Source organism: Pikeienuella sp., assembly GCF_046290545.1.
Taxonomy (GTDB): domain Bacteria; phylum Pseudomonadota; class Alphaproteobacteria; order Rhodobacterales; family Rhodobacteraceae; genus Pikeienuella.
The window spans coordinates 405,666-431,859 of the sequence record NZ_JBKAGV010000017.1 but is presented as its reverse complement, the minus strand read 5'-3'; the positions used below and the strand labels follow the sequence as shown (position 1 = coordinate 431,859).

The following is a 26,194-nucleotide window of genomic DNA, read 5'->3' as shown; positions in this document are numbered from 1 at the left end:
ATGGCCGTGAGCCGCCTTTCGGACAAGGCGCGCGGCTCAGCGGCGATCTGGCCCGGCTTCGTCGACGCGATGACGGCGCTGCTGCTCGTCCTCATGTTCGTCCTCTCGATCTTCATGCTGGTGCAATTCGTGCTCCGCACGCAGATCACCGGGCAGGAACAGGTGATCGAGGAGCAGGAGCGAAGGCTCGGGGACCTTTCCGCGCAGCTCGCCGGGCTTTCCAACGTGCTGGCGATGGAGGTGACGCGGGCGGAGGAACTGGACCGGGAGCTCGGCGTCGCCCGCGCCACCATCATCGAGCGGGAGGCGGAGCTCGACGCCGCCACCGACCTCGCCGCAGGGCTCGCGGAGGAGCGGACGGCGCTCCGCGGGCGCGTGGCGGATTTCGAGACGCAGGTCGCCTCGCTTCTCGCGGAGCGCTCCGCGCTCGAGGGCCGGGTGGCGGCGCTGGAAGGTGAGGTCGCGGAAGAGATCGACGCGAAGGAGGCTCTCGCCCTAGCCCTCGCCCGCGCGCGGGATGAGATCGACGCCGGGACGGAGGAGGCTCGCCGCGCCGCCGCGGAGCGTGAGGCGCTGGAGGCGCTTATCGCCGACCTCAATGCGGACATGGCGGCGGGAGACCGGGCGATCTCCGCGCTTGAGGCGGACCGGGCCGCCAACCTCGCCCTGATCGCCGCGCTGGAAGCGGAGCGGGTCGCCGCACAGGCGGAAACCGCGGAGGAACGCGCGGCGCGCGACGCGGCGCTGGCGCGGATCGGCGCGCTGGAGACGGAACTGACGGAGGAGGAACGCCTCCGCCTCGCCTCCATCGCGGCGGCGGAGGCGCTCCGCGCGCGGCTCCGCGAGGCGGACGCCGAGATCACGGCGATGACGCTTGCGCTGGAGGAGCGGAGGCGGGAGGCGGAGGAGACGCTCACGCTCCTCGCCGCCGCCGAGGCCGCAAAGCGGGAAGCGGAAGAGGCCGGCGCCGCGCTCTCAGAGCAGCTCTCGGCGGAGGAGGCGGAGCGGCGGCGGCAGGAAGCGCTCCTCGCCCTCGCCCGCTCAACCCTCGCGGAGCGGGAGGACGCCGTCTCCGACCAGGCGAAGGAGCTGGCGCTCCTCAACGAGCAGGCGGCGGAGCTCCGCGCCCAGCTCGCGCAGCTTTCAGCCCAGCTGGATGCGTCGGAGGCTAGGGACCGGGAGGCAGGCGTGGAGATCGCCAATCTCGGCTCCCGGCTCAACGCCGCGCTGGCGCGCGAGGCGCAGCTCCAAGCGCGGGAGGCGGAGCGTCTCCGGGCGGAAAAGGAAAGCCTCGAGGCCTATCGCTCCGAATTCTTCGGAGAGATGCGGAAGGTGCTCGGCGACCGGGAGGAGATCCGCATCGTCGGGGACCGCTTCGTGTTCCAGTCGGAGGTGCTCTTCGACACCGGCTCCGCAGATCTCGGTTTCGAAGGGCGGCGGGAGCTGTCCAGGCTTGGCGGCGCGCTCCGTGAGGTCATCGATCGGATCCCGGAGGGGATCGAATGGCTGCTCGTCGCCGAGGGGCATACTGACGACGTGCCTCTCTCCGGCGCCGGCGAGTTTCGCGACAACTGGGAGCTGAGCCAGGGCCGCGCGCTCTCCGTCGTCCGCTATCTGACGGATTTCGAGGGCCTGCCGCCAGAGCGGCTCGCCGCGCTCGGCTATGGCGAATTCCAGCCGCTCGACACGGCGGGAACGCCGGAGGCGCGGGCGCGGAACCGGCGGATCGAGTTGAAGTTCACCGAGCGCCCGGCGCGGGGCGGCGGCTGATCACGCCCGTTGGGGTGAGGATTCTCACGACCCGCGGCCCGCCCAGGCGCAACTTCTCTTCGCTTTCGCCATCCCGGCGCCATATTCTGAAGGCGTTAACCGGGGACTGAGCCATGAAGCCGTTCGCCCTTCCGGCGGCCCTCGCCGCCCTCCTCTCGGCCCTCGTCGCCTTCGCGGCCGGCGCGAGCGAACGTGTAGCGCTCGTGATCGGCAATTCGGACTATGCGCACCAGGCGCCGCTCGCCAACCCTGCGAACGACGCGAACCGGATGGCGGAGACGCTGCGGAAGATCGGCTATGACGTACGGCAGCACTTCAACCTCACCGAACGCGAACTGATGCGCACGCTTTCCGATTTCGCCGATGTGGCGGACCGGGCCGAGGTCGCGCTCGTCTACTATTCCGGGCACGGGATGGAGATCGGCGGGCGCAACTATATCATTCCCGTTGACGCAGAGCTGAAGCGGGAGCGGGACGCGCAGTTCGAGGCGGTGGACCTCGCCAAGGTCCGCACCGCCATCGCAGGCGCGGCGAAGCTGAAGGTCGTGATACTCGACGCCTGCCGCAACAATACCTTCCTGCCCTCGACTCGCGGGGGAACAAGGGGCCTCGGGCGGATCACCGCGGAGGCGGGGGAAATCATCGCCTATTCCACCGCGCCCGGCTCGGTGGCGCAGGACGGGCCCCCGGGCGAGCTCTCGCCCTATACCCGCGCGCTTGCGGAAAAGCTGGAGGAATCGCCGGATCTCGACGTGCGCTTTCTCTTCACCTCGCTCGGCCGCCTGACAGAGCAATATGCCGGGGTGCAGCAGCGGCCCTATACAGAATTCGCCGCGATCCTGCCCGAGGGGTCGCTGCCGCTCGGCCGGGCGGGGCCGCCGCCGGCGGACGAGGCCTATCGCGTAGCGCTTGCGGGAGACGACCCGGAGGCGCTTCGGAGGGCGGTCGCCGCCTTCCCGGATCATACCGACCGCGCGGCGGCGGAGGCGCGGCTGGCGGCGCTGGAGGCGGATCGCTTCGTCTCCGCCGCCCTCGCCTCGCAAGACCGGGCGGCGCTCGAAGCGGCGCTGGAGCTGGCGACGGACCATGAGGAGCGGCCAGCGCTACTCGCCGCCCTCGCGCTTCATGCGCAGATCGACGAAGCGCTGGGCTCCGGCGCGCTCGACGCGCTGGACGGGGCCTGGCGCGCGGCGGGAGAGACGCATCCGCGCCGGGCCGCGCTCGAAGCCGCGCTGCCCGAGGCGGTCTTCGCCGAAGCCTGCGCGAAGCTCGAAGGCTACGGGCTCGATTGCCCGGCAGCGCCGGCCACGCTCGCGGAAGGCGCGGCGCCCGTCATCGCCGCCGCCGCGCCCGCAGCGCCGCCGCCGCCTGCCGATCCGCTCGCGGACTGGCTGGCCGATGTGGACGACGCCTCCCTCGGCAAGGCGGAGGAAATCGCGATGGAATGGCGGCAAACGGCGCTCGCCGCGCTCGGCCATTACCGGGGCGCGATCGACGGGGCGAAGGGGCCGGGCACCGCCGGGGCCATTTCCGCCTGGCGATCCGCGACCGGCCTCGCGGCCACAGGCGACCTGACGGCGCAGGAGATTGTGGCGCTGATGAAGCAGGCCGCGCCGCGAAGGGCGGAAGCGCAGGCCTATCTCGGCGTGATGTACGGGCTCGGCGTCGGCGTGAAGAAGGATCCGGAGGCGAGCCGGCGGCTCCTTGAGGGCGCGGCGGAGGGCGGCTTCGCCGACGCCCGCGCCTATCTCCGGAGCGTCTCGAACACATGGTGAGCCGGGCCGCCTTGCTCGCCGTCGCTCTTCTCGCCGCGCCGGCGGCGGCGCAACGGGTCTGCGAGGAGGAACTGGCGGGCACCTGCCTGAAATGGCGGGAGGAGGAGCCGACCCGCGCCGCCCCCGCCCCGGCGCCGCCGCCGCCTTCTGCAGAGGCGATTGCGGAGCAGGCGCTCGGCCTCGATGCGGATGCGCGGCGGCGCGTCCAGGCCGCGCTCAACCGCGCCGGTTTCGAGGCGGGGATGCCCGACGGCGCCTTCGGACCGCAGACGCGCCGCGCGCTCCTGAACTGGCAGCGCGCTACTGGCCGCGTCGCGACCGGCTATCTCGCGGCGGAGGAGGCGGAGGCGCTGGAAGGGGCGGCCCGGCCGGCGCCCTCGCCCGCTCCCGCGCCTGTCGCGGTCGCGCCCCGGGAGGCGCCGGAGCCCGAATCTGCTTCGCCGATCTCGGCGGAGATGCGCCACGGCGCGAGCCGCTTCGCCCTAAGGGCGGAGCCGGCCGATAGTGAGTCGGTGACACTGAGCCTGCGGATGACCACGCAGAACCGCAGCTCGACCTTCGAGCAGACGTGCAGGGCCCCGCGTTCGGGCCCATTTGAATGCATTCTGGGTCAATCCGGTTGGAACCGCGTGCGCGTCGAGGGCGCGTTGCCCGAGGTCACGCTTCGCTTCGATCCGCGAACCTTGATCATGGGCGACCCGAACGCGCAGGATTCGCCCGGCCTGCTCACCCTGACGCTGCAATAGACATCACGCCAATCGGATGCAGGGCGCGCATTACGGAGGACATGACGTGCCGTCGAGACAGATGCTGACGATCATCGCCGCCTTCGTGGCCTTCGCCGGCCCGGCCTTCGCGCAACAACGCATCTGCGTGGAGGAACTGGCGGGAACCTGCCTGAAATGGCGTGAGGAGGCCCCGCGCGCGGCGGCGCCGGCTTCGCCTGCGCCTTCGGCCGCCGTCTCGCCGGAAGCGGCGGCGGAGCGGAGCCTCGGCCTCGGCGCGGCGGAGCGCCGGGCCATCCAGACCGGGCTCAACGCCGAGGGGCTGGACGCCGGCGCGCCGGACGGCGCCTTCGGCCCGCGGACGCGCCGCGCGATCGCGGCCTTTCAAAGGTCGCGAGGAGAGCCGGCGACCGGATTTCTTACAGCCGACCAGGCCGTGGCGCTTCGCGGCGCCGCCTCTCCCCCAGCACCTGAAACGGCGGGCGGCGCGACAGCCCCGGAGTTCACTTCGGTCTCGAAGTTCTCAGGCAGCACCTTCCGTATCTTCGTTTCTCCGGCCGATGCCGGGGCGATGCGGCTGCGTCTCCGGGTAGAGACTTTCGACGCGGGCGCGCCCTTCGACCAGTCCTGCATTCTCTCGACCCAAGGCCGGGACGAATGCGTGCTGGACCAGCTCCAATGGCACAACGTGGCTGTTGAAAGCGCCTACCCGAATGTCAGGCTGCTGTTCCAGCCGACACTGAGGCGCACCAATCCCTGGGGCCCCAGCACTTCGCCGGGCCTCATTGCCGTCACTATAGAATAGAGCAGTCCGGCGAGAGCCGCCGGCGCGCACACGGCGCGCCGGCGAAATCTGTTACTCCGCCGTCAAAAGCGGGGGCTTGTCGCCGGAGAGGCGCTTCGCCTCGGGCGGCGTCACGTCGAGGACGAGCTTGCCGTCCCGCACCTCGACCTTCACGAGCCCGCCCTTCGACAGTTTGCCGAAGAGCAGCTCTTCCGCGAGCGGCTTCTTGATGTGCTCCTGGATCACGCGGGCGAGCGGGCGGGCGCCCATACGATCATCATAGCCCTTCTCGGCCAGCCATTCCGCCGCGGCGGGGCTGAGCTCGATGGCCACCGCCCGGTCCATCAGCTGCGCCTCGAGCTGGAGCACGAACTTCTCGACCACCTGCAGGATGACTTCCCGCGGCAGGGCGCCGAAACTCACGACGGCGTCGAGCCGGTTGCGGAATTCGGGGCTGAACGCCTTCTCGATCGCCGCGACATCCTCACCCTCGCGCCGATCCCGCCCGAAGCCGATGGCCGTGGCCGCCTGCTCCGCGGCGCCGGCGTTGGACGTCATAATCAGGACGACGTTGCGGAAGTCGACCGACTTGCCGTTGTGGTCCGTCAGCTTCCCGTGGTCCATCACCTGCAGGAGGATGTTGAAGACATCCGGATGCGCCTTCTCGATCTCGTCCAGCAGCAGGACGACATGCGGATGCTGGTCCACCCCGTCCGTCAGGAGGCCGCCCTGATCGAAGCCGACATAGCCCGGCGGGGCGCCGATCAGGCGACTCACCGAATGCTTCTCCATGTATTCCGACATGTCGAAACGCAGCAGCGTGACGCCGAGAATATCGGCCAGCTGCTTCGCCACTTCCGTCTTGCCGACGCCGGTGGGACCCGCGAAGAGATAGGAGCCGATCGGTTTCTCCGGCTCGCGGAGCCCGGCGCGGGCGAGCTTGATCGCGGAGGAGAGCGCCTCGATCGCACTGTCCTGCCCGAAGACGACGCGCTTCAGCTTGCCTTCGAGATCCTTCAGCAGTTCGGCATCGTCCTTCGAGACGGATTTCGGGGGGATGCGGGCGATTTTCGCCACCACCGCCTCGATCTCCTTCGCGCCGATGGTCTTCTTTCGCTTCGATTCGGCGACGAGATGCTGCGCGGCCCCGGCCTCGTCGATCACGTCGATGGCGCTGTCGGGCAGCTTCCGGTCATTGATGTAGCGATGCGCGAGGTCGACGGCGAGCTTCACCGCCTCGTTGGTGTAGCGGAGTTCGTGATGCTCCTCGAAATAGGGCTTGAGACCGCGGAGAATCTTCACTGCGTCGTCGACCGAAGGCTCGTTCACGTCGATCTTCTGGAACCGGCGGGAGAGCGCCCGGTCCTTTTCGAAATGCTGGCGGAACTCCTTGTAGGTGGTGGAGCCCATGCAGCGGAGCGTGCCGGACTGGAGCGCGGGCTTCAGGAGGTTCGAGGCGTCCATCGCGCCGCCGGAGGTCGCCCCCGCGCCGATCACGGTGTGGATCTCGTCGATGAAGAGGATCGCGTCCGGATGCTCCTCCAGCTCCTTGACGACCGCCTTCAGCCGTTCCTCGAAATCGCCGCGATACCGGGTTCCGGCGAGCAGGGCGCCCATGTCGAGGCTGAAGATCGTGGCGCCTGCCAGCACGTCCGGCGTCTCGCCCTCGACGATCTTCTTGGCGAGGCCCTCGGCGATGGCTGTCTTGCCCACGCCCGGGTCGCCGACGAGGAGCGGGTTGTTCTTCCGCCGGCGGCAGAGCACCTGGATGCAGCGCTCCACTTCCTCGGCCCTGCCGATCAGCGGATCGACGCGGCCCTGGCGCGACTTCGCGTTGAGATCGACGCAGTATTTGCCCAACGCCGTCTCCTCCTGTTTGCCGCCTGACGCTTCCTGCGTTTCCGCCTCCTCCGTCTGCTCGGCCCCGCGCACGGGCCGCGGCTCGCCATAGGCCGGGTCCTTTGCAACGCCGTGGCTGATATAGTTCACGGCGTCGTAGCGCGTCATGTCCTGCTCCTGCAGGAAGAAGGCGGCGTGGCTCTCCCGCTCCGCGAAGATCGCAACAAGCACGTTCGCCCCCGTCACCTCCGACCGACCTGAAGACTGGACGTGAATGGCCGCGCGCTGGATCACGCGCTGGAAACCGGTGGTGGGCGCAGCTTCAGAGCCCTCGATCTCGCTCACCAGCGTATCGAGCTCTTCGTCCACGAAGCGGATTAGCGACGCGCGCAAGGCTTCGAGATCGACCCCGCAGGCGCGCATCACGGTTGAAGCCTCCGGCTCGTCGACAAGGCTGAGAAGCAGATGCTCCAGCGTCGCGAGCTCATGGCGCCGCGCATTGGCGAGTGCGAGCGCCCTGTGGATGGCCTCTTCGAGCGATTTCGTGAAGGACGGCATGACAACTCCGTTCGTCGGCGATGCGGCGCCCGTATGACCCCGCGTCTTGTGCCGATCTCACCATTATATCTCGGCCTTGTCAGCAGCCGATCAAGGGAGGATGCCAGAGAAGTGTGATTTATCCGTGAGCGGAGCTGCGGCGCCGAAAGAACGGGCGCCGGCGCCTACTCCTTTTCCATCGTGCACTGGAGTGGGTGCTGGTTCCGCCGCGCATAATCCATCACCTGGGTCACCTTCGTCTCAGCCACCTCGAACGAGAAAACGCCAACAACGGCGACACCGCGACGGTGGACAGTCAACATCAGCTCCACCGCCTGCGCGTTCGTGAGCCCGAAAATTCGCTCCAGCACATGCACGACGAACTCCATCGGCGTGTAGTCGTCGTTCAGCAGCATGACCTTGTAGAGCGAGGGCCGCTGCGTCTTCGCCTTGGGCTTTGCGACGATTACCGTATCGGTGCCCCGCCGACCGCCGCCATTCCCGCCCCGATCGTCGCCGCCCTCCGCGGCGCGGATGATGGAGAGGTGCGTCATTGTGCGGAACTCGTCCATCGGTTCTGCCGTCGTGCCCGTCTGTTTCATCGTCGCGATGATATAATGGAACGGCCCGAATAGAAAAGGGGGCCGCGGCCCCCTTCTCCCTCATCCGCGCTTAAGAAAGCGTTAGATGCGATAGGACTTCACGAGGTCCGCTGCGGCGACAGCGCGCGCGTTCATCGGCTCGGCGGCGTCCTTCGCGGCGGCCATGAACATCTCGTTGAACTTTGCGGCCTGCTTCATGTAGCCGTCAAGCGCGGACTTGGCGAAGGCGGCCTGCTTCTCGACGAATTCGGGCATCGTCTTGATCGACGACATCTCCTTCGCGGCGGCGACGCCTTCTTCCATCGTCTTCTTCGAGAAGCTGACGAACTCGGCGTTCATCTCCTCGGCGGCCTTGGCGAAGATGTTGGACGATTTCATCATCGCGTCCACCGTCTCCTGCCCGAAGGCGGCGACGTCCTCGAAGGACTTCGCGAATTTCTCGAACTGGTCGGTCGCGGCCTTCTGCGCGTCGGCGGCGAGCGACTCGACCTTGGCGGCGGCGTCCTTGGCGGTGGCCATTGTCGGATCTCCTTTTTTGCGTCCGTTGGCGCTCACGGGGGGAGCGGGCGGCTCGGATTGCGTTAACGATGCCTCATATGATGGCTTTGCTGCACTGCGTCAATACCCGTTTTGCGGCGCAACAATTCCTCCGGTTGCAGAATCCGGTCTTTGCGCCGTGGTTAACGACACGGAAATTAGTTTCTGTTTCCATAGGCTGGCCGTCGATGTTACGATGCTCCCGCAGCAGACGTGACGGCGAGCCGGGAAAAAGAGCATCGCCACGCGGAGACGGATACGGGCAAATGAGGGCGTCATGAGCGGTTTGCGCATGATGATCGCCGTTATGGCGGTCTTGGGGGCGGCTTTTTCAACAGGCCAGAGAGTCGAGGCGGCTCCGTACGCTGCGTTTGTGATGGACGCGCGGACCGGCGCAGTTCTTCACGAATCGGACGCGGACCGGCGGCTTCACCCCGCCTCGCTCACCAAGATGATGACGCTCTACCTGACCTTCGAGGCGGTGAAGGCCGGGCGGCTCGGCCTTGACCAGCGGGTCACCATCTCCCGCCACGTCGCGGCGAAACCGGCTTCGAAGATGGGTTATCGCGCCGGGCAGAAGGTGCGCATCCGCGACCTGATTCGCGCGGCGGCCATCAAGTCGGCGAATGACGCGGCGGCGGCGCTCGCGGAAGCCGTGGGCGGCTCCGAGTCGGCGTTCGCCGACATCATGACGCGGCGAGCGCGCGAACTCGGCATGGCGAACACGCGCTTCCTGAACGCCTCCGGCCTTACTCAGTCAGGCCAGTATTCGACGGCGCGGGATATGGCGATCCTCGGCCGAGCGCTGTTCTATGACCACCCGCAATACTACAACCTGTTCAGCCGGATCACGACTCCGGCCTCGGGCCGCACGATTTACAACACCAATCGGCGCTTTCTGAACGCCTATCGCGGCGCGGACGGGATCAAGACCGGATACACCAGCGCCGCCGGCTTCAACCTCGTCGCCTCCGCCGAGCGCGGGCAGGAGCGGATCATCGCCGTCGTCTTCGGCGGCAAGTCCACGCCCTGGCGGAACAAGCGGGCGGCGGAGCTGCTTGATCTCGGCTTCGGAAAGGCGCCGTCGGAGGCCGAATACATCTCGACGGCCGCCCTCATCCGCCGCGTCGGGTCTGGCGGCGGGGAGAATCGTGTGGCTTCCGCCTCGACCGCCGCACGGGCGGTCGCCGCGGCCGCGCCTGAAGAAAGCCCGCCGCCGCCGGCCCGGCCCGGGGACGAAAGGGCCGCCTCCGCTTCGCTCCTCGCCCAGGCAGGGGAGATGCTCGTTCCGTCCGCAGCCGCTTCCGAGACGCCGCCGCAAGAATATACGCGCCTGTCGCCGCGCCGCAGCCCTTGGCCGCGGATCCGACCGGGTTCGGAACTGGCGGTCGCCCCGGCGCCGATCCCGCGGGAGGACGCAGTCTCCGACTGGTCGGTTCAGCTCGGCATCTTTGCGAAGGAAGAGACGGCCATCGCCGAACTCGCCTCCGCGGCGCTTGGCGTGCGCGGCCTCGCCGCCGCCGGCAGGGACGTGGATCAGTTCACCCTCTCCGGCAGGCCCGCGTGGAGGGCGCAGCTGACCGGGTTCGACAGGCCCGGCGCCCTCGCCGCCTGCGCCGCGATCCAGGCGCAGGGCAAGGATTGCGTGCCGGTGGAGAGCGCCGGGCGCTGAGCGCACTCCGACCCGAGTGAAACAACGGGCGGAAGACTGCGCGAAAAATAGAAACCTGGAGCGGGGTTCGACGTGGCCCTGTCAGATCGAACCCCGCTCTGAACGTCACCCCGCGGCGGGGGCCAGCTTGTCCTGCGTCTTCGTGTCGAAATCGGACGCGTCATGCCGCTCATGGAGCTGGAGCGAAGGCTCGCCGAACACACGGTTGACCATCCGTCCGCGGAGGACGGCGGGGCGGGCGTCGATCTCCTTCGCCCATCGCATCACGTTCGCGTAGCTCGCGACATCGAGGAACTCCGCCGCCGAATAGAGCCGACCGAGCACGAGCTGGCCATACCAGGCCCAGATCGCCATGTCCGCGATGCTGTAATCCTCGCCGGTCATGAACCGGTTGTCGGCCAGCCGCCTGTCCAGCACGTCGAGCTGCCGCTTCGTCTCCATCGCGAAACGGTTGATCGGATATTCCCACTTCTCGGGCGCATAAGCGTAGAAATGGCCGAAGCCGCCGCCGAGATAGGGCGCGCTGCCCATCTGCCAGAAGAGCCAGTTGAGGCACTCGGTCCGCGCCGCGCCGGAGGGCAGGAACTCGCCGAACTTCTCCGCGAGGTGCAGGAGGATCGAGCCCGATTCGAAGACCCGCACCGGCTCCGGCCCGGACCTGTCCAGCAGCGCCGGGATCTTCGAGTTGGGGTTGATCTCGACGAAGCCGGAGCCGAACTGCTCCCCGTCCCCGATCCTGATGAGCCAGGCGTCATACTCGGCGGCCTTGTGTCCGAGAGCCAGAAGCTCCTCGAACATCACGGTGACCTTCACGCCGTTCGGCGTCGCCAGCGAATAGAGCTGGAACGGATGTTCGCCGACCGGCAGCGCCTTCTCATGCGTCGCGCCGGCGATGGGGCGGTTTATGCTGGCGAACTGGCCGCCGCTCGCCTGCTCCCATTGCCAGACTTTCGGGGGGGTGTATGCGTCGCTCATCTCGGTCTCCGGATTGCGGGTCGGGAGGAGACTTAAGCGATGAGCTCCGGCTTTGCGAGCCTCCGGGTCGTACTGACGAAGCCGTGATCAGGCCGCGCCACGCCCGACGCCGGTATAGGCGAAGCCCGCCGCCTGCGCCTCGTCGCGGCGGAATATGTTGCGGAGATCGACCAGAACGTCCCCTGCCATCCCCTCGCGGAGCCGTTCGAGATCAAGCCCGCGGAAGGCGTTCCACTCGGTGATGACCACCGCCGCCGCCGCGCCCGAGGCCGCCTCGTAGGCGTCCTCCGCCCAGTCCGCGCCGGGCAGCAGCGATTCGCCTTCCCGCCGCCCTTCCGGGTCGACGATCACCACCTTCGCCCCCCGCCCGATCAGCGCGGGGACGATGGTGAGCGAGGGCGCGTCGCGCATGTCGTCCGTATCCGGCTTGAACGTCACGCCGAGCACGGCGATCCGCTTGCCGGCGACAGAGCCGCCGCAGGCGTCGATCACCTTCTCCGCCATCTTTCGCTTTCGCGCCTCGTTCACCTCGATCACCGTCTCTACGATGCGGAGAGGGCTGTTCGCCTCCTGCCCCGTACGGGTCAGCGCCAACGTGTCCTTCGGGAAGCAGGAGCCGCCATAGCCCGGCCCGGCATGGAGGAACTTGGAGCCGATCCGACCGTCGAGCCCGATGCCGCGGGCGACGGCCTGCACGTCCGCCCCCGTCTTTTCGCAGAGGTCCGCGATTTCGTTGATGAAGGTGATCTTCGTCGCGAGGAAGGCGTTGGCTGCGTACTTGATCATCTCCGCGCTCTCCAGCGAGGTGAAGACCATGGAGGGCCCGCGGAGATTGAGCGGCCGGTAGAGCCGCTTCATCGCCTTCCGCGTCGCGTCGTCCTCGATGCCGACGACCACGCGGTCCGGCCGCATGAAATCCTCGATCGCAGCGCCCTCCCGCAGGAATTCCGGGTTCGAGGCGACGGCGATGGCGAGGTCTGGCCGCGCCGCCGCGACACGGCGCTTCACTTCCCGGTTGGTGCCTACCGGGACGGTGGATTTCAGAACGATGATCGAGGGACCGGTCAGCGCCGCCGCCACCGCCTCCGCCGCCGAAAAGACATAGGAAAGGTCCGCATGACCCTCGCCGCGCCGCGTCGGCGTGCCGACCGCGATGAACACGGCCTCCGCCCCCTTCACCGCGGCGGCGAGGTCGGTTGTGAAGGAGAGCCGCCCGGCGGCGACATTCTTCTCCATCATCGCGCCGAGGCCGGGTTCGTAGATCGGCGTTTCGCCCCGGTTCAGCAGCGCGATCTTCGCCGCGTCGAGGTCGACGCAGACCACGTCATGCCCGAAATCCGAGAAGCAGACGCCTGAGACGAGCCCGACATATCCCGTTCCGATCATGGCCACGCGCATCGCCCGTCCCTCCCGTCAGATCGCCGCGCTCACCCCGGGGAGGGCGAGCGTCTTCAACAGGTCCCGCACCTCTTGCCGCGCCGCGACATGGGAGAGGGACATCGAGCCTCCCGGCAGGTCAAGCAGCGTGAGCCCGTCGAGAAAGAGTTCGCGGAAGATCACCCGCTCCGAGAAGCCGGGGGCGAGGCGAAACCCGATCCGCTTCGCGAGTTCCCCGAGGAGGCCGCCCACCTTGCGCTTGTTGTGCGCCTGAAGGTTTGACATCCGGTTGCGCGTCACGATCCAGTCGAGCGGCCTAAGCCCCGCCTCCGCCCGGATCTGCCGCGCGCGCCAGACCATCTCGGAATAGACGGAGGGGCCGATCACCTTCTCCGTCAGCGGATCGACGCGGGCGAGGAGGTCGAAATCGATCAGGCTGTCGTTCATCGGGGTGATGAGCGTGTCCGCGCTCGCATGGGCGAGCTGCGCGAAATAGGAATGCGCGCCGGGGCAGTCGATCAGGATGAAATCCGTCTCCGCCTGGAGCGATTCGAGAGCGCCGCCGAAGGCTTCGTCATCCGCCGCGCGGGCCTCGCGCCGGTCGTTCAGCTTCGAGGCGGAAATGTCCCGCCGAAGCGGAAGCGCAAGCGCCTCTCCCGTCTTGCCGGCGCGGGCGGCGCGGTTGTCGAGATACCGGAAGAAGCTCTGCTGCCGGAGGTCGAGATCCATCGCGCCCACGCGCTTGCCCTGCCGGGCGAGCGCGGCGAAGAGGTGCATCGCCGTCGTCGACTTGCCGGAGCCCCCCTTCTCGTTGCCGAGCACGATGACATGGGCGCGGGGCATGGGGCGATCCGGAGGCGACGGGAAAGGCGGAGGGGGCCGCGTGCGCGGCCCGGATCAGAAGCCGAAGCCCTCGAACTTCTTCTTGAACCTGGAGACGCGGCCGCCCGTGTCCATCAGCCTCTGCCCGCCGCCGGTCCAGGCCGGGTGGACGGAAGGGTCGATGTCGAGCGTCATCACGTCGCCCTCCTTCCCGTAGGTGGAGCGCATTTTCACGACGTCGCCGTTCAGCAGCTTCACGTCGATGAAGTGGTATTCGGGATGGATGTCTTTCTTCATGTCGTCGATCCTGGTTCTGGGCGCGGATTGCCGACCCGCGCCGCCACGGAAGCGCGCCGTATAGAGGAAGAGGCGGAGCCCGGCAAGCCTTCGAAGGCGGCTGCCGCCGCGCCTTCAGAGCTGGCCGGGAACGCGCCTCAGCTCGAACTCGAAGCAGAGCTTCCGCGCGCGCTCCGTCAGCATCGCGCGCTCGTTCGCCACGCGCTCGGGCGGCAGGGCCGCGCAGGCTTCGCGCCGCACCATCGGCCCGAACAGGCAGAGCTGCTCAGCCTCTACCCGCCACTCCACGTTCGCATATCCTTCGATATAGGACGCCGTCGCCTTGCCGCCCGCCTCGAACTTCATGTCGAAGGGCGTGCCGAAGGCGGTGAAATAGCAACTCTCGCCGATAAGCACCGCCGTCCGTTCGCGGTCAAGCGCTCCCGGGCCGGAAGCGGCGGCCGGGCTGCCGGGCGATCCGGAGTTCGCAAGCGCGGCCGCGGCCGCCCTTTCAGAAAGGGCGCGGAACTGGCCTGCGGTCAGGAACCCGGTCTCCGCCTCGCCCGCGCGTCGCTGCCAGGCCCGGATCGCGCGGCGGGTGCCAGGGCCGACAAGGCCGTCGATGGAGCCGTCGTAGAGCCCGTCCGCGCGCAACCCCTGCTGCACGCGCCGGCGCTCCGCCAAGCCGAGACCGAGCGCCCGCTCCGCCCGCTCGGCGTCCGATACGGGCGCGGGCTCCGCGGGGGGAGCCGGGGCGGGCCCCGGTGCGGGATCGGCGTATTTGAGGCAGGTGCCCGCAAGTTCCTCGACGCAGACGCGCTGCGCCTCGGCCGCCGAGAAAGCGAGGCAGATCGCCGCGAGGATTGGCAGCGCCTTCCGCATGGGCATCCCTCTTCCGCCGCTCACCCTCCGTTTACCACAACGCGGCTGTGGAGAAGTAGACGATGCGACGTCAGAGCGCCACGCGCTCGTAGATCTCGTATTCCCTCGCCGCATGTTCTCGAAATCGCGCGCGCAGCTCCGCCGCAACCGGCTGAGGCGGGCGGCTTGGAGAGACATTGCGGGTCTTGGGCCGCGCCGGCCGGCCAAGGCGGCCCCTCACATAGGCGAGGAAGTCGTCGATGTGGTCGTAGCGCCAGATCCGGTCGATCCCCACGGCGCCGGTCTCGTCCGTCACGAAGCGGGCGGGCGAGCGAAGGTTGGCGGGGCGTCTCCTCCCGTCGACATATAGCTCCACGAACTCTTCGAAGCTCACGCCCGCCGTGCTGTTCGGCCCGTTCCGCGCCGCCGGCCGCTGGCGATAGCGCCAGTGGCTCTCCAGCCAGTCGAGAGGTTCGCGGAAGAGGCAAACGGTCTCGATCCCGGTGAAGCCGAGCGATTCGAGATAGGGGACGAGATGCAGCCGCCAGGTCATGTAGTTCGTGTGCTTCACATCTGGGGAACCGGCGAGCCGGATCGCATTGATGCGGGAAAACTCGGCATGAATCGCGCTCGAAGCGCATTTCGGCATGGCGAAGATCGCGAGCTTCTTTTCGAGGGAGATCAGCATCGGATTTCAGACGGCCACGTTCTCGTAGATCTCGAAATCCCGCTCATAGACGGCGCGGTGCCGTGCAATGAGTTCGGGGGGCGGCGGCGTCGCGACCGCGCGCACAGGCGAGACATTCACCTGCGCGAGCGGGACGGAGACGCCGAGCCGCTCGCAGATATAGGCGTGGCACTCGCCGATGTTCTCGTATCGGAAGATGCGGTCCATCCCGATCCCGCCGTCCGGCGCGGTCACGAAGCGGGACTGGTTGCCGACGCGCGCCGCCCGGTCGCTGTCGGCCAGATTGTGCTCGATGAACTCCGCGAAGGTCATGGAGGCGGTCGACGTGCCCTTGCGCAGCGCCCTCGGCCGCTGGCGATAGCGCCACCAGCTCTGGTGCCAGTCCAGCGGCTGGCGGAAGAGGCAGACCGTCTCGAACGGCTGGTCGGTGAAGGTGGCCAGATAGGGCTTCAAGAACTTGTTGTACTTGTGGAAAGGCGTGTGTTTCATCCGCGCCGGCCCGGCGAACGTCGCGCCAAAATGCGGGCCGAGCGCGGCCAGAAATGCGCTCGATCCGCATTTCGGCATCGAGAAGAGGACAAGCCGCTTGTCCACCGAGATCAGCATCCGCACTCCCCTCGCGCCGCCGGGCGGCACCGTATAAACAACGCGCTCCGCATGTAAAGGAACCCGCCGATGACCGGAATCGCCTCATCCGACGCGCTCGGCGCGCTCCGCGCGCATCTCCGCCGCATCGCCGCGCTGGAACAGGTCGCAGGGCTCCTCTCCTGGGATCAGGAGGCGATGATGCCGGCCAAGGGCGCGGCGCAGCGGGCGGAGCAGGCGGGGGCGATGGCGGCGACGACCCACGCGCTTTCCGCCGATCCGCGGATGGGCGAGTGGATCGCGGCGTTGGAGGGCGAGGCGCTTGCGCCCGACGAGGCGGCGGACCTGAAGGCGGCGCGGAGGCGTCATCGCGCCGCGACCCGGCTGCCCGAGCGGCTGGCGGAGGCGCTGGCGCGGGAGACGGCGGCGGCGCACGAGATCTGGGCCGCGGCGCGGGAGGCGCGGGATTTTCCGGCCTTCGCCCCCGCGCTCGAACGCATCGTTTCGCTGAAGCGGGAAGAGGCGGCCTGCCTCGCGGAGGGCGAGGGCGCGGATGCGCTCTATGAAGCGCTTCTCGACCAGTTCGAGCCGGGCGCGACCGTGGCCGAGGTCGCCCCGCTGCTCGAAGGGCTCCGCCCACGCCTTTCCGCTCTCCGCGCGGCGATCGCGGAGAAGCCGGCGCCGGCGACCCTCTCCGGCGCCTTCCCGGCGAATGCACAGCTCGATCTCGCGCGGAAGGTCGCCCGCCGTCTCGGCTACGATTTCGAGGCCGGGCGGATCGACCTCGTCGTCCATCCCTTCTGCTCCGGCGTCGGCGGCGACGTGCGGATCACGACGCGGACGGACGAGACGGACCCGTTCAACTGCCTCTATTCCACCATCCACGAGGTCGGCCACGCGCTCTATGCGCAGGGCGCGCCGGACCCGTTCCTGCCCCATGCCGACTATTGCTCGATGGGCGTGCATGAGAGCCAGTCCCGCTTCTGGGAGAACCAGATCGGCCGATCCCGCCCGTTCGCGGAGTGGCTCTTTCCCGCGATGCGGGACGCCTTCGGCGAATTCGGGATCGACGGGCCCGAGGCGCTCCACGCCGCCGCGAACCGGGTGGAGACCGGCTTCATCCGCACGGAGGCGGACGAGGCGCATTACAACCTCCACATCCTCCTCCGCTTCGAGCTGGAGCGGGAGCTGATCTCCGGCGCGCTCCCCGTCGCGGCGCTGGAGGCGGAGTGGAACGCGCGGTTCCTGCGTGATTTCGGGCGGGAGGTTCCCCATGCCGGGCTCGGCGTCCTGCAAGACGTGCACTGGTCCGCCGGGCTCTTCGGCTATTTCCCGACCTATGCGCTCGGCAACATCTACGCGGCCTGCCTCGACGCCGCGATGAAGCGTGCGCTGCCGGGGCGGGAGGCGATGATCGCTCAGGCGGAGACGGGGCCGATCCTCGCCTGGCTGCGGGAGCGCATCCATGCGAAGGGCGCTCTCCTTCCGGCCCCCTTGCTCATCGAGGCGGCGACGGGCGAGGCGCCCTCCGCGGCGCCGCTGCTCGACCATCTCGAAGCGAAGTTCGGGGCGCTCTATGGGCTCTGACGAGGACAGGATCGTGGCGCTAGAGACGGCGCTCGCCCATGCCGAGGCCGAGATCGCGGACATCGCGGAGACGGCGCGGGCGCACTGGGCGGAGATCGAGGCGCTGAAGGCCGAGATCGGCAAGCTCACCCGCTCGATGGAGGCGATGCTGGAGGAGCAGGGCGACGCGCCGCCGGCTGACGCGAAACCGCCGCATTACTGATCCGCGAATTCCGGCTCTTCCCGCAAGGCCGCTGCGAAGAAGCGCCTGCAGGCGGCGACGCGCGGCGTATCCGCGAGGTCAGGATGGGCCGCGACCCAGAGCGACGCCTCCAGCCGCTCATCGAAGCCCGGCGCCGGGCTCAGCCCTTCGGCGACGACATCCGGCAGCATGGCGAGGCCGAGACCGGCGCGGGCGAGTGCGGCGAGGCTCACGAAACTGTCCGCGCGGGCGACGATCGCCTCGGCGGGCAGAACCTGCTGCGACGCATAGGCCGGCGACCGGGAAAGCAGGGCGGAGACGCCGAGCCAGCGATGCGCGGCGGGGTCGCGAGACGTGTTCTGGTCCAGATAGGCCCTCGCGCCGAAGACGCGCATCCGCATCTTGCCAGCCGGTTCAGCAACCAGGCCCTCCGGCGCGGAGCCGGCTGGCCGGATCGTAAGTTCGGCATCGAGCCGGGCGAGGTCGATCCGCGCATTGGTGGCGATGAGCTCGACGCGCATCGCCGGGTGCAGCGTTCGAAACCGCGCGAGGATGCGGGGGAGGACCGTGAATGCCAGCGAATCGGTCGTCGTCAGGCGGAGTTGCCCGGTCAGCGCGTCGCCTGTCGCGCCGAAGCCCGCCGCCGCCCGCTCGAACCCGCCGACCGCCGCCTCTACCGCCCTGAGCCGATCAATCAGCGGCGCGGCGCCATCCGCCACCACGGCGCCGCGGGCGCTTCGCTGGAAGAGCTTCACACCGCGACCGCGCTCGAAGGCGTCGACGCGACGGAGTATCGTGGCATGGTTGAGGCCGAGCGCTTTCGCCGCCGCGTTCACCGAACCGGCCTCCGCCACGGCGAGGACGATGCGCAGGTCGTCCCAGGTCGAGTTGTGCGCCATTGCACAGGTTCCTCCCGTTTTTTGGAGAGTTCTAGCATGATTGCGCACAATGTATCGTCCAGTCCACGCAAGAGGATTGGCCCTTGAGGCCCCCAGCAGGAGACGACCCAGATGACTGGCAAGACGACCGGAAAGATCGTGAAGCTCGGCCTTGCGGCCCTCGTCGCCCTCTCCGCCGGCGCCGCCGCGGCGCAGGACATGGACCGCGCGGTAAAGGCGCGGAAATCGCTGATGACGCTCTACGCCCACTACCTTGGCACCCTCGGCGGCATGGCGAAGGGCGAGATCGCCTATGATTCGGCCAAGGCGGCCTCCGCCGCCGCCTCGCTCGCCGCAATGTCGACGGCGGACCAGTCCGCAATGTGGCCCCAGGGATCGGACAATGCGACCCTCGGCATGGACAAGACCGAGGCGCTGCCGGTGATCTGGACGACCTATCCGGCGATCGCGGAGAAGGGCAAGGCGCTGGCCGAGGCCGCGGCGAACCTCTCCGCCGTCGCCGGGAACGACCTCGCCGCGCTTCAGGGCGCGATGGGCCCGGTCGGCGCCTCCTGCGGCGGGTGCCACAAGGAGTTCCGTCAGCCGAAGGGCTGACGGATGCGCCGGGCGCTCATCCTCGTCGCCGCGCTCGGCCTCGCCGGGATCGGCGGCGGCCTCGCGCTCACTGCGCCGGAGCGCGTCGACCCTGCGCGCCTCGAAGGGCTCACGGGGGACGCGGCGCGGGGGGAGGCCGTGTTCCGAATCTCCGGCTGCGCCTCCTGCCACGCCGCGCCGGGGGCGGAAGGGGAGGCCCGGCTCGTCCTCGCCGGCGGCCTCGCCTTCGAAACGGATTTCGGAACCTTCCGCGCGCCGAACGTCTCCCCATCGCCGGAGGGTATCGACGGCTGGTCCGTCGCGGACCTCGCGAACGCAATGCTGGCGGGCGTCTCGCCTGACGGCGCGCACTATTACCCGGCCTTCCCCTACGGCTCCTACGCGAAGATGGAGCCCCAGGAGATCGCGGACCTCCACGCCTACATGATGACGTTGCCGCCATCGAACGCGGAGAGCCCGCCGCACGAACTCGGTTTCCCGTTCTCGATCCGAAGGGGGATCGGGCTCTGGAAACTGCTCTATCTCTCGCCGGAGCCCGTGATCGCCGTGGAGGGAGAGACGCTTTCTCGCGGGCGCTATCTGGTGGAAGGCCCCGGCCATTGCGGCGAGTGCCATACGGCGCGAAACGCACTCGGCGGGCCGGACCTTTCCCGCTGGCTGGCCGGCGGCCCGAACCCGGACGGCAAGGGCCGCATCCCCAACCTCACCCCGCACGAGACCGGCCTGACCTGGAGCGCCGCCGACATCGCAGAATACCTCAGATCCGGCTTCACGCCTGACTACGATGTCGCGGGAGGCTCCATGGCCGACGTGGTGAAGAACACGGCCGCGCTATCCGGCGAAGACCGCGCGGCCATCGCCGCCTATCTGAAGGCGCTTCCCCCCCATCCGACCGAACGGTGAGCCCGGCGCTCCGCGCGGGGCTGCCCCGCGTTTCGCGCTCTGGCCAGCGCGGCTCCCGCCTGCTCTATGGAGGCAGGGAGCGAAACGGGGACTGAATGGCCCGCAAGGAACGCATAGACGCCTTCGGTGGCGCCTTTCTCGTCGGCTTCTCGGCGCTGCTCGGGCTCAACCAGGTGCTGGTGAAGCTGGTGAACGCCGGCTTCGCGCCGGCCTTCCAGGCCGGGCTCCGCTCCGCCCTCGCCTTCCTCCCGGTCCTCATCTTCGCGCTCCTGATGCGAAAGCGGCTTTCCTTGAGCGACGGGAGCTTCCGGCCGGGCGTAATCTGCGGGCTTCTCTTCTCGGTCGAGTTCGTGCTGCTCTTCATGGCGCTGGATTTCACCACCGTCTCCCGCGCCTCGATCTTCTTCTACACGATGCCGGTATGGGTCACCCTCGGGGCGCATTTCCTCATTCCGGGCGAGGGGATGACGAAGGCCAAGGCGCTCGGCCTCGTCTTCGCCGTCTCGGGCGTCGCGCTCGCGCTTTCGGGCAACGCCACGCCGGCGACCGAATGGGCCCTGGTGGGGGACCTGATGTGCCTCCTCGCCGCGCTCTGCTGGGCCGCGATCGCGCTGATGGCGCGGACGACCGCCTTCTCGAAGTCGATCCCGGAGATGCAGCTCCTCTACCAGCTTGCGGTCTCCGCGCCGGCGATGATCGCCTTCGCCGTCCTGACGGGGGACACGATCAGGGAGCCGACGGAGGCGCATCTCGCCATCCTGCTCTTCCAGTCCTTCGTCGTGGTCGGAATGGGCTTCCTGACGTGGTTCTGGGTGCTTTCCGTCTATCCGGCATCGGACATGGCGAGCTTCGGCTTTCTCGCGCCGGTTTTCGGCGTCATTTTCGGCTGGCTCGTCTTCGACGACGCGCTGACGCTACAGCTCGTCGCGGCGCTGGCGCTCGTCGGGCTCGGCATCGTCCTCGTGAACCGGAAGTCGAAACGCGGCCCTACGCGCTCCTGATCCGCCAGAGCCGACCGAACGGGTCCATGACCCGGCCCTCCCGGCCGCCGCAGGGAGCGCTGTGCGCGCGCTCCACGATGCGCCCGCCGCGCGTCGCGCCCCGCGCAATGCAGACATCGACATCGCGCACGAGGGCGTCATGCTTCGGCTCCGAGTCTGCGCCCGGAATGATGCGGTAGCGGCGCGTGCCGATCCGCATGGAGCGGGCGCCATTCTCTTCACGTGCGAGCGTTTCCGCCTCGAACACGGAGGCGTACCATGCGCAGGCGGTCTCGACATCGGGGGTGCGGACTGTCTCGAATTCCTCGGTCATCGAATGCTCCTTGATGGTTAATAAATCTGCCTTGAACAATACCGCAGACGAGGCTCCTCGAAAAGGAGAATCGGGGCGCCGCCGCCCCGCCTTGCGCGCCCGGCCGCAATCCCTATAAACCGGCGCGATCCCGCCGGCCGCGCTCGGAAGGATCGAGAAACCGATCCTGCCGGGGGCCTTCATGCCGAAACGCGCCGACATCGACAGCGTGCTGATCATCGGCGCGGGGCCCATCGTCATCGGCCAGGCCTGCGAGTTCGACTATTCCGGCGCACAGGCCTGCAAGGCGCTTCGGGAGGAGGGCTACCGCGTCGTCCTCGTCAATTCGAACCCGGCCACGATCATGACCGATCCGGGCCTCGCCGACGCAACCTATGTCGAGCCGATCACGCCCGAAGTGGTCGAGCGGATCATCGTGCAGGAGCAGGCCCGCCATCCCGGCGAGAAGATGGTGATCCTGCCCACGATGGGCGGCCAGACCGGGCTCAACACCGCGATGAAGCTGGCGGAATCCGGCGCGCTGGACCGGCTCGGGATCGAGCTGATCGGCGCGAAGAAGGAAGCCATCGACATGGCGGAGGATCGCAAGCTCTTCCGCGAGGCGATGGACCGGATCGGGCTCGAGAACCCGAAGGCGGTGATTGCGGAGAGCATGGCCGAATGCGTAGCCGCACTGGAGATTGTGGGCCTCCCCGCGATCATACGCCCGGCCTACACGCTCGGCGGCACGGGCGGAGGCGTCGCCTATAACCGGGAGGATTTCCTCCGTATCTGCGAGAGCGGGCTGGACGCCTCCCCGGTGAGCCAGATCCTGATCGACGAATCCCTCCTCGGCTGGAAGGAGTTCGAGATGGAGGTGGTCCGCGACAAGGCGGACAACGCCATCATCGTCTGCTCCATCGAAAATGTGGACCCGATGGGCGTCCACACCGGCGATTCCATCACCGTCGCGCCCGCGCTGACGCTGACGGACAAGGAGTATCAGATGCTCCGCACCGCCTCCATCGCCGTGCTGCGGGAGATCGGGGTGGAGACGGGCGGCTCCAACGTGCAGTTCGCGATCAACCCGGAGGACGGGCGGATCGTCGTGATCGAGATGAACCCGCGCGTCTCCCGCTCCTCCGCCCTCGCCTCGAAGGCGACGGGCTTCCCCATCGCCAAGATCGCCGCGAAGCTCGCCGTCGGCTACACGCTCGACGAGCTCGACAACGACATCACGGGCGTGACCCCGGCGAGCTTCGAGCCGACCATCGACTATGTCGTGACGAAAATTCCCCGCTTCGCCTTCGAGAAGTTCCCGGGCGCAAAGCCCGAGTTGACGACAGCGATGAAGTCGGTCGGCGAGGTCATGGCCATCGGCCGCAGCTTCCACGAAAGCCTTCAGAAGGCGCTGTCCTCCATGGAGACGGGCCTGTGCGGGCTGGACGAGATCGCCATTCCCGGCCTCGAGGAGGCGGGCGGGGACGAGGAGAGGCGCGCGGCGTTGATGGCCGCCCTCTCCCGCGCGACGCCGGACCGCATCCGCGTGATCGCGCAAGCGATGCGCGAGGGCTTGCCGCAGGAGGACATCCGCGCCGCCACCGCCTTCGACCCGTGGTTCCTCGACCGGATCGGAGAGATCGTCGCGGAGGAGGCGCGCATCCGCGAGGCGGGCCTGCCAGGCGATGTGGAGGGCGTGCGCGACCTGAAGATGATGGGCTTTTCCGACGGCCGCCTCGCCATGCTGACCGGCATGGAGGAGGCGGAAATCCGCCGCCGCCGTCTCGCGCTCGGGATCAAGGCCGTCTTCAAGCGGATCGACACCTGCGCCGCGGAGTTCGAGGCGCAGACGCCCTACATGTATTCGACCTACGAAGCCGACGCGATGGGCAAGGTCGAATGCGAGGCGCGGCCCAGCGCGCGGAAGAAGGTCGTCATCCTCGGCGGCGGGCCGAACCGGATCGGCCAGGGCATCGAGTTCGACTATTGCTGCTGCCACGCCTGCTATGCCCTGACGGATGCGGGCTACGAGACCATCATGGTCAACTGCAACCCGGAGACGGTCTCGACCGATTACGACACGTCGGACCGGCTCTATTTCGAGCCGCTGACCATCGAGCATGTGCTGGAGATCCTCCGCGTCGAGCAGGAGAAGGGGGAGCTGCATGGCGTCATCGTGCAGTTCGGCGGCCAGACGCCGCTGAAGCTCGCCAACGCGCTCGAGGCGGCGGGCATCCCGATCCTCGGCACGACGCCGGACGCGATCGACCTTGCGGAGGACCGGGAGCGCTTCCAGAAGCTCCTGACGAAACTCGGCCTCCGCCAGCCGCCGAACGGCGTGGCGCGGAGCCGCGACGAGGCCTTCGCCGTGGCGAAGGAAATCGGCTATCCCGTGGTGATCCGGCCTTCCTATGTCCTCGGCGGCCGGGCGATGGAAATCGTGCGCTCGGACGCCGAGCTAGAGCGCTACATCCGCGAGGCCGTGGTCGTCTCGGGGGCGAGCCCGGTGTTGATCGACGGCTATCTTTCCGGCGCCGTGGAGGTCGACGTGGACGCGCTTTCGGACGGGCGGGAGGTGCATGTCGCCGGCGTCATGGAGCATATCGAGGAGGCCGGCGTGCATTCGGGGGACAGCGCCTGCGCCCTCCCGCCCTATACGCTTTCCGCCGCAACCATCGCGGAGCTGAAGCGCCAGACCGGCGAGATGGCCCGCGCGCTGGGCGTCGTCGGGCTGATGAACGTGCAGTTCGCCATCCGCGAGGGCGAGATCTTCGTGCTCGAGGTCAACCCCCGCGCCTCCCGCACCGTGCCCTTCGTTGCGAAGGCGGTCGGCGCGCCCGTCGCCGCAATCGCCGCGCGGGTGATGGCGGGCGAGCCGCTCTCCGCCTTCGCGCTGCCGGGCTCGGCGCCTGGCCATGTCGCGGTGAAGGAGGCGGTGCTGCCCTTCGCGCGCTTCCCCGGCGTCGACACCCTCCTCGGCCCGGAAATGCGTTCAACCGGCGAGGTGATGGGGATCGACAAGAGCTTCCCCCGCGCCTTCCTCAAGAGCCAGCTCGCCGCCGGAATCGCGCTCCCCGAGGGCGGGCGCGTCTTCGTCTCCGTGAAAGATGCGGACAAGACGGTGGCCTTGGAAGCCGCGCGCCTCCTCTCCGGGCTCGGCTTCGAAATCGTGGCGACCTCCGGCACCGCCTCGCATCTTTCCGCCAACGGCGTGGAGGCGACGGCGGTGAAGAAGGTCTATGAGGGGCGGCCGAACATCGTGGACATGATGAAGGACGGCCAGATCGCCCTTGTCTTCAACACGACCGACCTGCCGCAATCGGTGAAGGACAGCGCAAGCCTCCGCGCCACCGCCCTCGCCATGCGGACGCCCTATTACACGACCGCCGCCGGCGCGCTGGCCGCCGCCCGCGCCATCGCGAGCCGCAGCGAGGGGCCGCTCGGGGTGGAGACGCTGCAAGCCTACGGGCGCGCATGAGCGGGCCGGAGCGCGTCTACGCCGTCGGTGACGTCCACGGCCAGCTCGCGCTCCTCAATGCGGCGCACGAGGCGATCGAGGCCGATCTCGCGGCCTCGCCCGTCTCCGCCCATGTCGTCGTCCATATCGGGGACTTCGTGGACAGGGGGCCGGAGAGCGCAGGCGTGATCGGGCTTCTCCTCCGCGGGGAAGAGGAGGGGCGGCCCTGGATCAACCTCCTCGGCAACCATGACCGGATGTTCTTCCGCTACCTCGCCGCGCCGGGCGGGCGCGATTCGAAGCTGCGGAGCGAATACTGGTGGCTGCACGAGCGCATCGGCGGGGCGGACACGCTCCGCTCCTACGGGCTCTCCGTGCCCGAGGGCGCCTCGGAGGCGCGCGGCGCGGCCTTGCACCGGGAGGCGCGGCTAGCCGTGCCGGCGCTGCACTTCGCATTCCTCGCCGGCCTCCGCCGCTTCTGGCGCTGGCGCGGCTGGTTCTTCGCCCATGCCGGCGTGAAGCCCGGCGTAGCGCTGTCGGACCAGGCGGAGGACGATCTCATCTGGATCCGGGACGAGTTCCTGAACAGCCGGGCGGACCACGGCGCCGTCATCGTCCACGGCCATACGCCGGTGGACCGGGTGGAGGACCACGGCGTCCGCATCGCCATCGACACCGGCGCGGGCTATGGCGGGCCGCTCGCCTGCGTCGCGCTGGAGGCCGACGGCGCTGCGCGCGTGCTCGGCGGGCCGCGCCTGCGCTGAGCCGCTTGCAGGCGTATGACGGTTCTGTTTCAGTTTGGTGACGCGGCGAGGGGCCGCGCCGGAGACAGACGCCGTGCCCGCCGACGAGATCGACTCGCTCCCGCTTGACCGAAACCTCGCCTCGCAGGAGGGGATCAGCACAGACCAGATGACCCGCGTGCGACTTGCCTATCTGCAGGGGCAGAACGCGACGCTCGTCCAGCAGACCCAATTCGCCGACGCAAAGGCCGGCGCGCTGCTCGCCATGATCGGCCTTATCGCGACGCGCGGCCCCGGGGCGGCCTTCGACCCGACCCAGGTGACGGCGGAGGGCCTTGCGCTCGTCCTGCTTCACGCCTCCGGGCTCCTGGCCTGCCTGATCGTTCTCATTCCCCGCTATGTCGGGAAGGAGGCGAGGCTCCGGCTCGCGGCGCGGGAGAGGTATTCGTGGCCCGCGCTGGCTTCCTATGACGGGAGCGACGGCTATGCGGATTTCGCGAGAACGGCGCAGGTCAGCCAGCTGGTCGTCTCGCTGGCTCGCGCCAATGCGGCGCTGGCCGGCATCCTCCACCGGAAATTCGCGTGGCTCCGCGCGGCTTTCCTGATCGCCGGGCTGGACCTCGCATTTATCGCCGGGGCGGCGGCGCTCTCCGCGCGGTGACCGAAGGCGCTTGCGCGCGGGCCCGGCGGCGCTAGGCTTTCTCGAAGCGCG

25 protein-coding genes are annotated in these 26,194 nt (G+C 68.7%); 13 read left to right on the top strand and 12 right to left on the bottom strand.

Annotation, left to right across the window (positions count from 1 at the left end):
- The 4 genes from ACE37J_RS18560 to ACE37J_RS18545 all read left to right on the top strand — a co-directional run bounded on the left by ACE37J_RS18560 (window position 1) and on the right by ACE37J_RS18545 (window position 5,075).
- On the top strand, window positions 1-1,770 hold the full coding sequence (locus ACE37J_RS18560) for a peptidoglycan -binding protein (protein ID WP_409714055.1): 1,770 nt from the start codon (window positions 1-3) through the stop codon (window positions 1,768-1,770).
- A gap of 113 nt (window positions 1,771-1,883) precedes the next feature.
- Window positions 1,884-3,545, top strand: coding sequence for a caspase family protein (locus ACE37J_RS18555; RefSeq protein WP_409714052.1), 1,662 nt, complete (start codon window positions 1,884-1,886; stop codon window positions 3,543-3,545).
- Window positions 3,539-4,291 (top strand): peptidoglycan-binding domain-containing protein, encoded by a 753-nt coding sequence (locus tag ACE37J_RS18550; protein ID WP_409714049.1) that lies wholly within the window; start codon window positions 3,539-3,541, stop codon window positions 4,289-4,291. The genes ACE37J_RS18555 and ACE37J_RS18550 overlap by 7 nt, the downstream gene beginning before the upstream one ends.
- A 46-nt stretch (window positions 4,292-4,337) precedes the next feature.
- Window positions 4,338-5,075 carry a peptidoglycan-binding domain-containing protein gene (locus ACE37J_RS18545; protein ID WP_409714046.1) on the top strand — a complete coding sequence of 246 codons (738 nt, stop codon included), beginning with the start codon at window positions 4,338-4,340 and terminating at the stop codon, window positions 5,073-5,075.
- Window positions 5,076-5,126: 51 nt separating this feature from the next.
- Here the strand turns inward: ACE37J_RS18545 and clpA are convergent, their stop codons facing one another.
- The 3 genes from clpA to ACE37J_RS18530 all read right to left on the bottom strand — a co-directional run bounded on the left by clpA (window position 5,127) and on the right by ACE37J_RS18530 (window position 8,551).
- Window positions 5,127-7,451, bottom strand: a complete 2,325-nt coding sequence (gene clpA / locus ACE37J_RS18540) for an ATP-dependent Clp protease ATP-binding subunit ClpA (RefSeq protein ID WP_409714042.1) — start codon at window positions 7,449-7,451, stop codon at window positions 5,127-5,129.
- A 164-nt stretch (window positions 7,452-7,615) separates the two neighbouring features.
- A complete protein-coding gene (gene clpS / locus ACE37J_RS18535) occupies window positions 7,616-7,984 on the bottom strand; it encodes an ATP-dependent Clp protease adapter ClpS (protein ID WP_409715466.1) in 369 nt (122 codons plus the stop codon).
- Between the two features lie 129 nt (window positions 7,985-8,113).
- The gene (locus tag ACE37J_RS18530) at window positions 8,114-8,551 is read right to left on the bottom strand and encodes a phasin family protein (RefSeq protein ID WP_409714039.1); all 438 of its coding nucleotides are present in this window, start codon (window positions 8,549-8,551) and stop codon (window positions 8,114-8,116) included.
- 295 nt (window positions 8,552-8,846) lie between these two features.
- Between ACE37J_RS18530 and ACE37J_RS18525 the strand changes: the two genes are divergently transcribed.
- Window positions 8,847-10,241, top strand: coding sequence for a D-alanyl-D-alanine carboxypeptidase family protein (locus tag ACE37J_RS18525; RefSeq protein ID WP_409714036.1), 1,395 nt, complete (start codon window positions 8,847-8,849; stop codon window positions 10,239-10,241).
- Between the two features lie 105 nt (window positions 10,242-10,346).
- Here ACE37J_RS18525 and yghU read toward each other — a convergent pair whose 3' ends face one another.
- The 7 genes from yghU to ACE37J_RS18490 all read right to left on the bottom strand — a co-directional run bounded on the left by yghU (window position 10,347) and on the right by ACE37J_RS18490 (window position 15,846).
- Window positions 10,347-11,216 (bottom strand): glutathione-dependent disulfide-bond oxidoreductase, encoded by an 870-nt coding sequence (gene yghU, locus ACE37J_RS18520; RefSeq protein WP_409714033.1) that lies wholly within the window; start codon window positions 11,214-11,216, stop codon window positions 10,347-10,349.
- A gap of 87 nt (window positions 11,217-11,303) precedes the next feature.
- Entirely contained in the window at window positions 11,304-12,614 is a 1,311-nt protein-coding gene (locus ACE37J_RS18515; protein ID WP_409714030.1) for a UDP-glucose dehydrogenase family protein, read from the bottom strand.
- Window positions 12,615-12,629: 15 nt separating this feature from the next.
- A complete protein-coding gene (locus ACE37J_RS18510; protein ID WP_409714027.1) occupies window positions 12,630-13,436 on the bottom strand; it encodes a division plane positioning ATPase MipZ in 807 nt (268 codons plus the stop codon).
- Window positions 13,437-13,490: 54 nt separating this feature from the next.
- Window positions 13,491-13,712: a 50S ribosomal protein L31 gene (rpmE, locus tag ACE37J_RS18505; RefSeq protein ID WP_409714024.1), complete on the bottom strand. Its 222-nt coding sequence runs from the start codon at window positions 13,710-13,712 to the stop codon at window positions 13,491-13,493.
- A 114-nt stretch (window positions 13,713-13,826) separates the two neighbouring features.
- Window positions 13,827-14,579: a peptidoglycan-binding domain-containing protein gene (locus ACE37J_RS18500; protein WP_409714021.1), complete on the bottom strand. Its 753-nt coding sequence runs from the start codon at window positions 14,577-14,579 to the stop codon at window positions 13,827-13,829.
- Window positions 14,580-14,643: 64 nt separating this feature from the next.
- A complete protein-coding gene (locus tag ACE37J_RS18495; RefSeq protein ID WP_409714018.1) occupies window positions 14,644-15,240 on the bottom strand; it encodes a hypothetical protein in 597 nt (198 codons plus the stop codon).
- A 6-nt stretch (window positions 15,241-15,246) separates the two neighbouring features.
- Window positions 15,247-15,846 (bottom strand): hypothetical protein, encoded by a 600-nt coding sequence (locus tag ACE37J_RS18490; protein WP_409714015.1) that lies wholly within the window; start codon window positions 15,844-15,846, stop codon window positions 15,247-15,249.
- Between the two features lie 69 nt (window positions 15,847-15,915).
- Here ACE37J_RS18490 and ACE37J_RS18485 point away from each other — a divergent pair, with 69 nt between their 5' ends.
- Window positions 15,916-17,412, top strand: a complete 1,497-nt coding sequence (locus ACE37J_RS18485; RefSeq protein WP_409714012.1) for a carboxypeptidase M32 — start codon at window positions 15,916-15,918, stop codon at window positions 17,410-17,412.
- Entirely contained in the window at window positions 17,402-17,614 is a 213-nt protein-coding gene (locus tag ACE37J_RS18480) for a SlyX family protein (RefSeq protein ID WP_409714010.1), read from the top strand. The genes ACE37J_RS18485 and ACE37J_RS18480 overlap by 11 nt, the downstream gene beginning before the upstream one ends.
- Here the strand turns inward: ACE37J_RS18480 and ACE37J_RS18475 are convergent.
- Window positions 17,608-18,492: a LysR family transcriptional regulator gene (locus ACE37J_RS18475; RefSeq protein ID WP_409714006.1), complete on the bottom strand. Its 885-nt coding sequence runs from the start codon at window positions 18,490-18,492 to the stop codon at window positions 17,608-17,610. The genes ACE37J_RS18480 and ACE37J_RS18475 overlap by 7 nt on opposite strands.
- A gap of 111 nt (window positions 18,493-18,603) precedes the next feature.
- On the opposite strand from ACE37J_RS18475, the gene ACE37J_RS18470 reads away from it, so the two are divergent.
- From ACE37J_RS18470 to ACE37J_RS18460, 3 genes are all read left to right on the top strand, one after another.
- Window positions 18,604-19,086 carry a c-type cytochrome gene (locus ACE37J_RS18470; RefSeq protein WP_409714003.1) on the top strand — a complete coding sequence of 161 codons (483 nt, stop codon included), beginning with the start codon at window positions 18,604-18,606 and terminating at the stop codon, window positions 19,084-19,086.
- A gap of 3 nt (window positions 19,087-19,089) precedes the next feature.
- Window positions 19,090-19,989 (top strand): c-type cytochrome, encoded by a 900-nt coding sequence (locus ACE37J_RS18465; protein WP_409714000.1) that lies wholly within the window; start codon window positions 19,090-19,092, stop codon window positions 19,987-19,989.
- Between the two features lie 95 nt (window positions 19,990-20,084).
- Window positions 20,085-20,990: a DMT family transporter gene (locus tag ACE37J_RS18460; RefSeq protein WP_409713997.1), complete on the top strand. Its 906-nt coding sequence runs from the start codon at window positions 20,085-20,087 to the stop codon at window positions 20,988-20,990.
- Here ACE37J_RS18460 and ACE37J_RS18455 read toward each other — a convergent pair.
- Window positions 20,977-21,303 carry a VOC family protein gene (locus ACE37J_RS18455; protein WP_409713994.1) on the bottom strand — a complete coding sequence of 109 codons (327 nt, stop codon included), beginning with the start codon at window positions 21,301-21,303 and terminating at the stop codon, window positions 20,977-20,979. The genes ACE37J_RS18460 and ACE37J_RS18455 overlap by 14 nt on opposite strands.
- A 181-nt stretch (window positions 21,304-21,484) precedes the next feature.
- On the opposite strand from ACE37J_RS18455, the gene carB reads away from it, so the two are divergent.
- The 3 genes from carB to ACE37J_RS18440 all read left to right on the top strand — a co-directional run bounded on the left by carB (window position 21,485) and on the right by ACE37J_RS18440 (window position 26,143).
- Window positions 21,485-24,760, top strand: a complete 3,276-nt coding sequence (gene carB / locus ACE37J_RS18450; protein ID WP_409713991.1) for a carbamoyl-phosphate synthase large subunit — start codon at window positions 21,485-21,487, stop codon at window positions 24,758-24,760.
- The gene (locus ACE37J_RS18445) at window positions 24,757-25,503 is read left to right on the top strand and encodes a metallophosphoesterase (protein WP_409713988.1); all 747 of its coding nucleotides are present in this window, start codon (window positions 24,757-24,759) and stop codon (window positions 25,501-25,503) included. Before carB ends, ACE37J_RS18445 begins: the two co-directional genes overlap by 4 nt.
- A 73-nt stretch (window positions 25,504-25,576) precedes the next feature.
- Window positions 25,577-26,143, top strand: a complete 567-nt coding sequence (locus tag ACE37J_RS18440; RefSeq protein ID WP_409713985.1) for a hypothetical protein — start codon at window positions 25,577-25,579, stop codon at window positions 26,141-26,143.
- The last annotated feature ends 51 nt before the right edge of the window (window positions 26,144-26,194 follow it).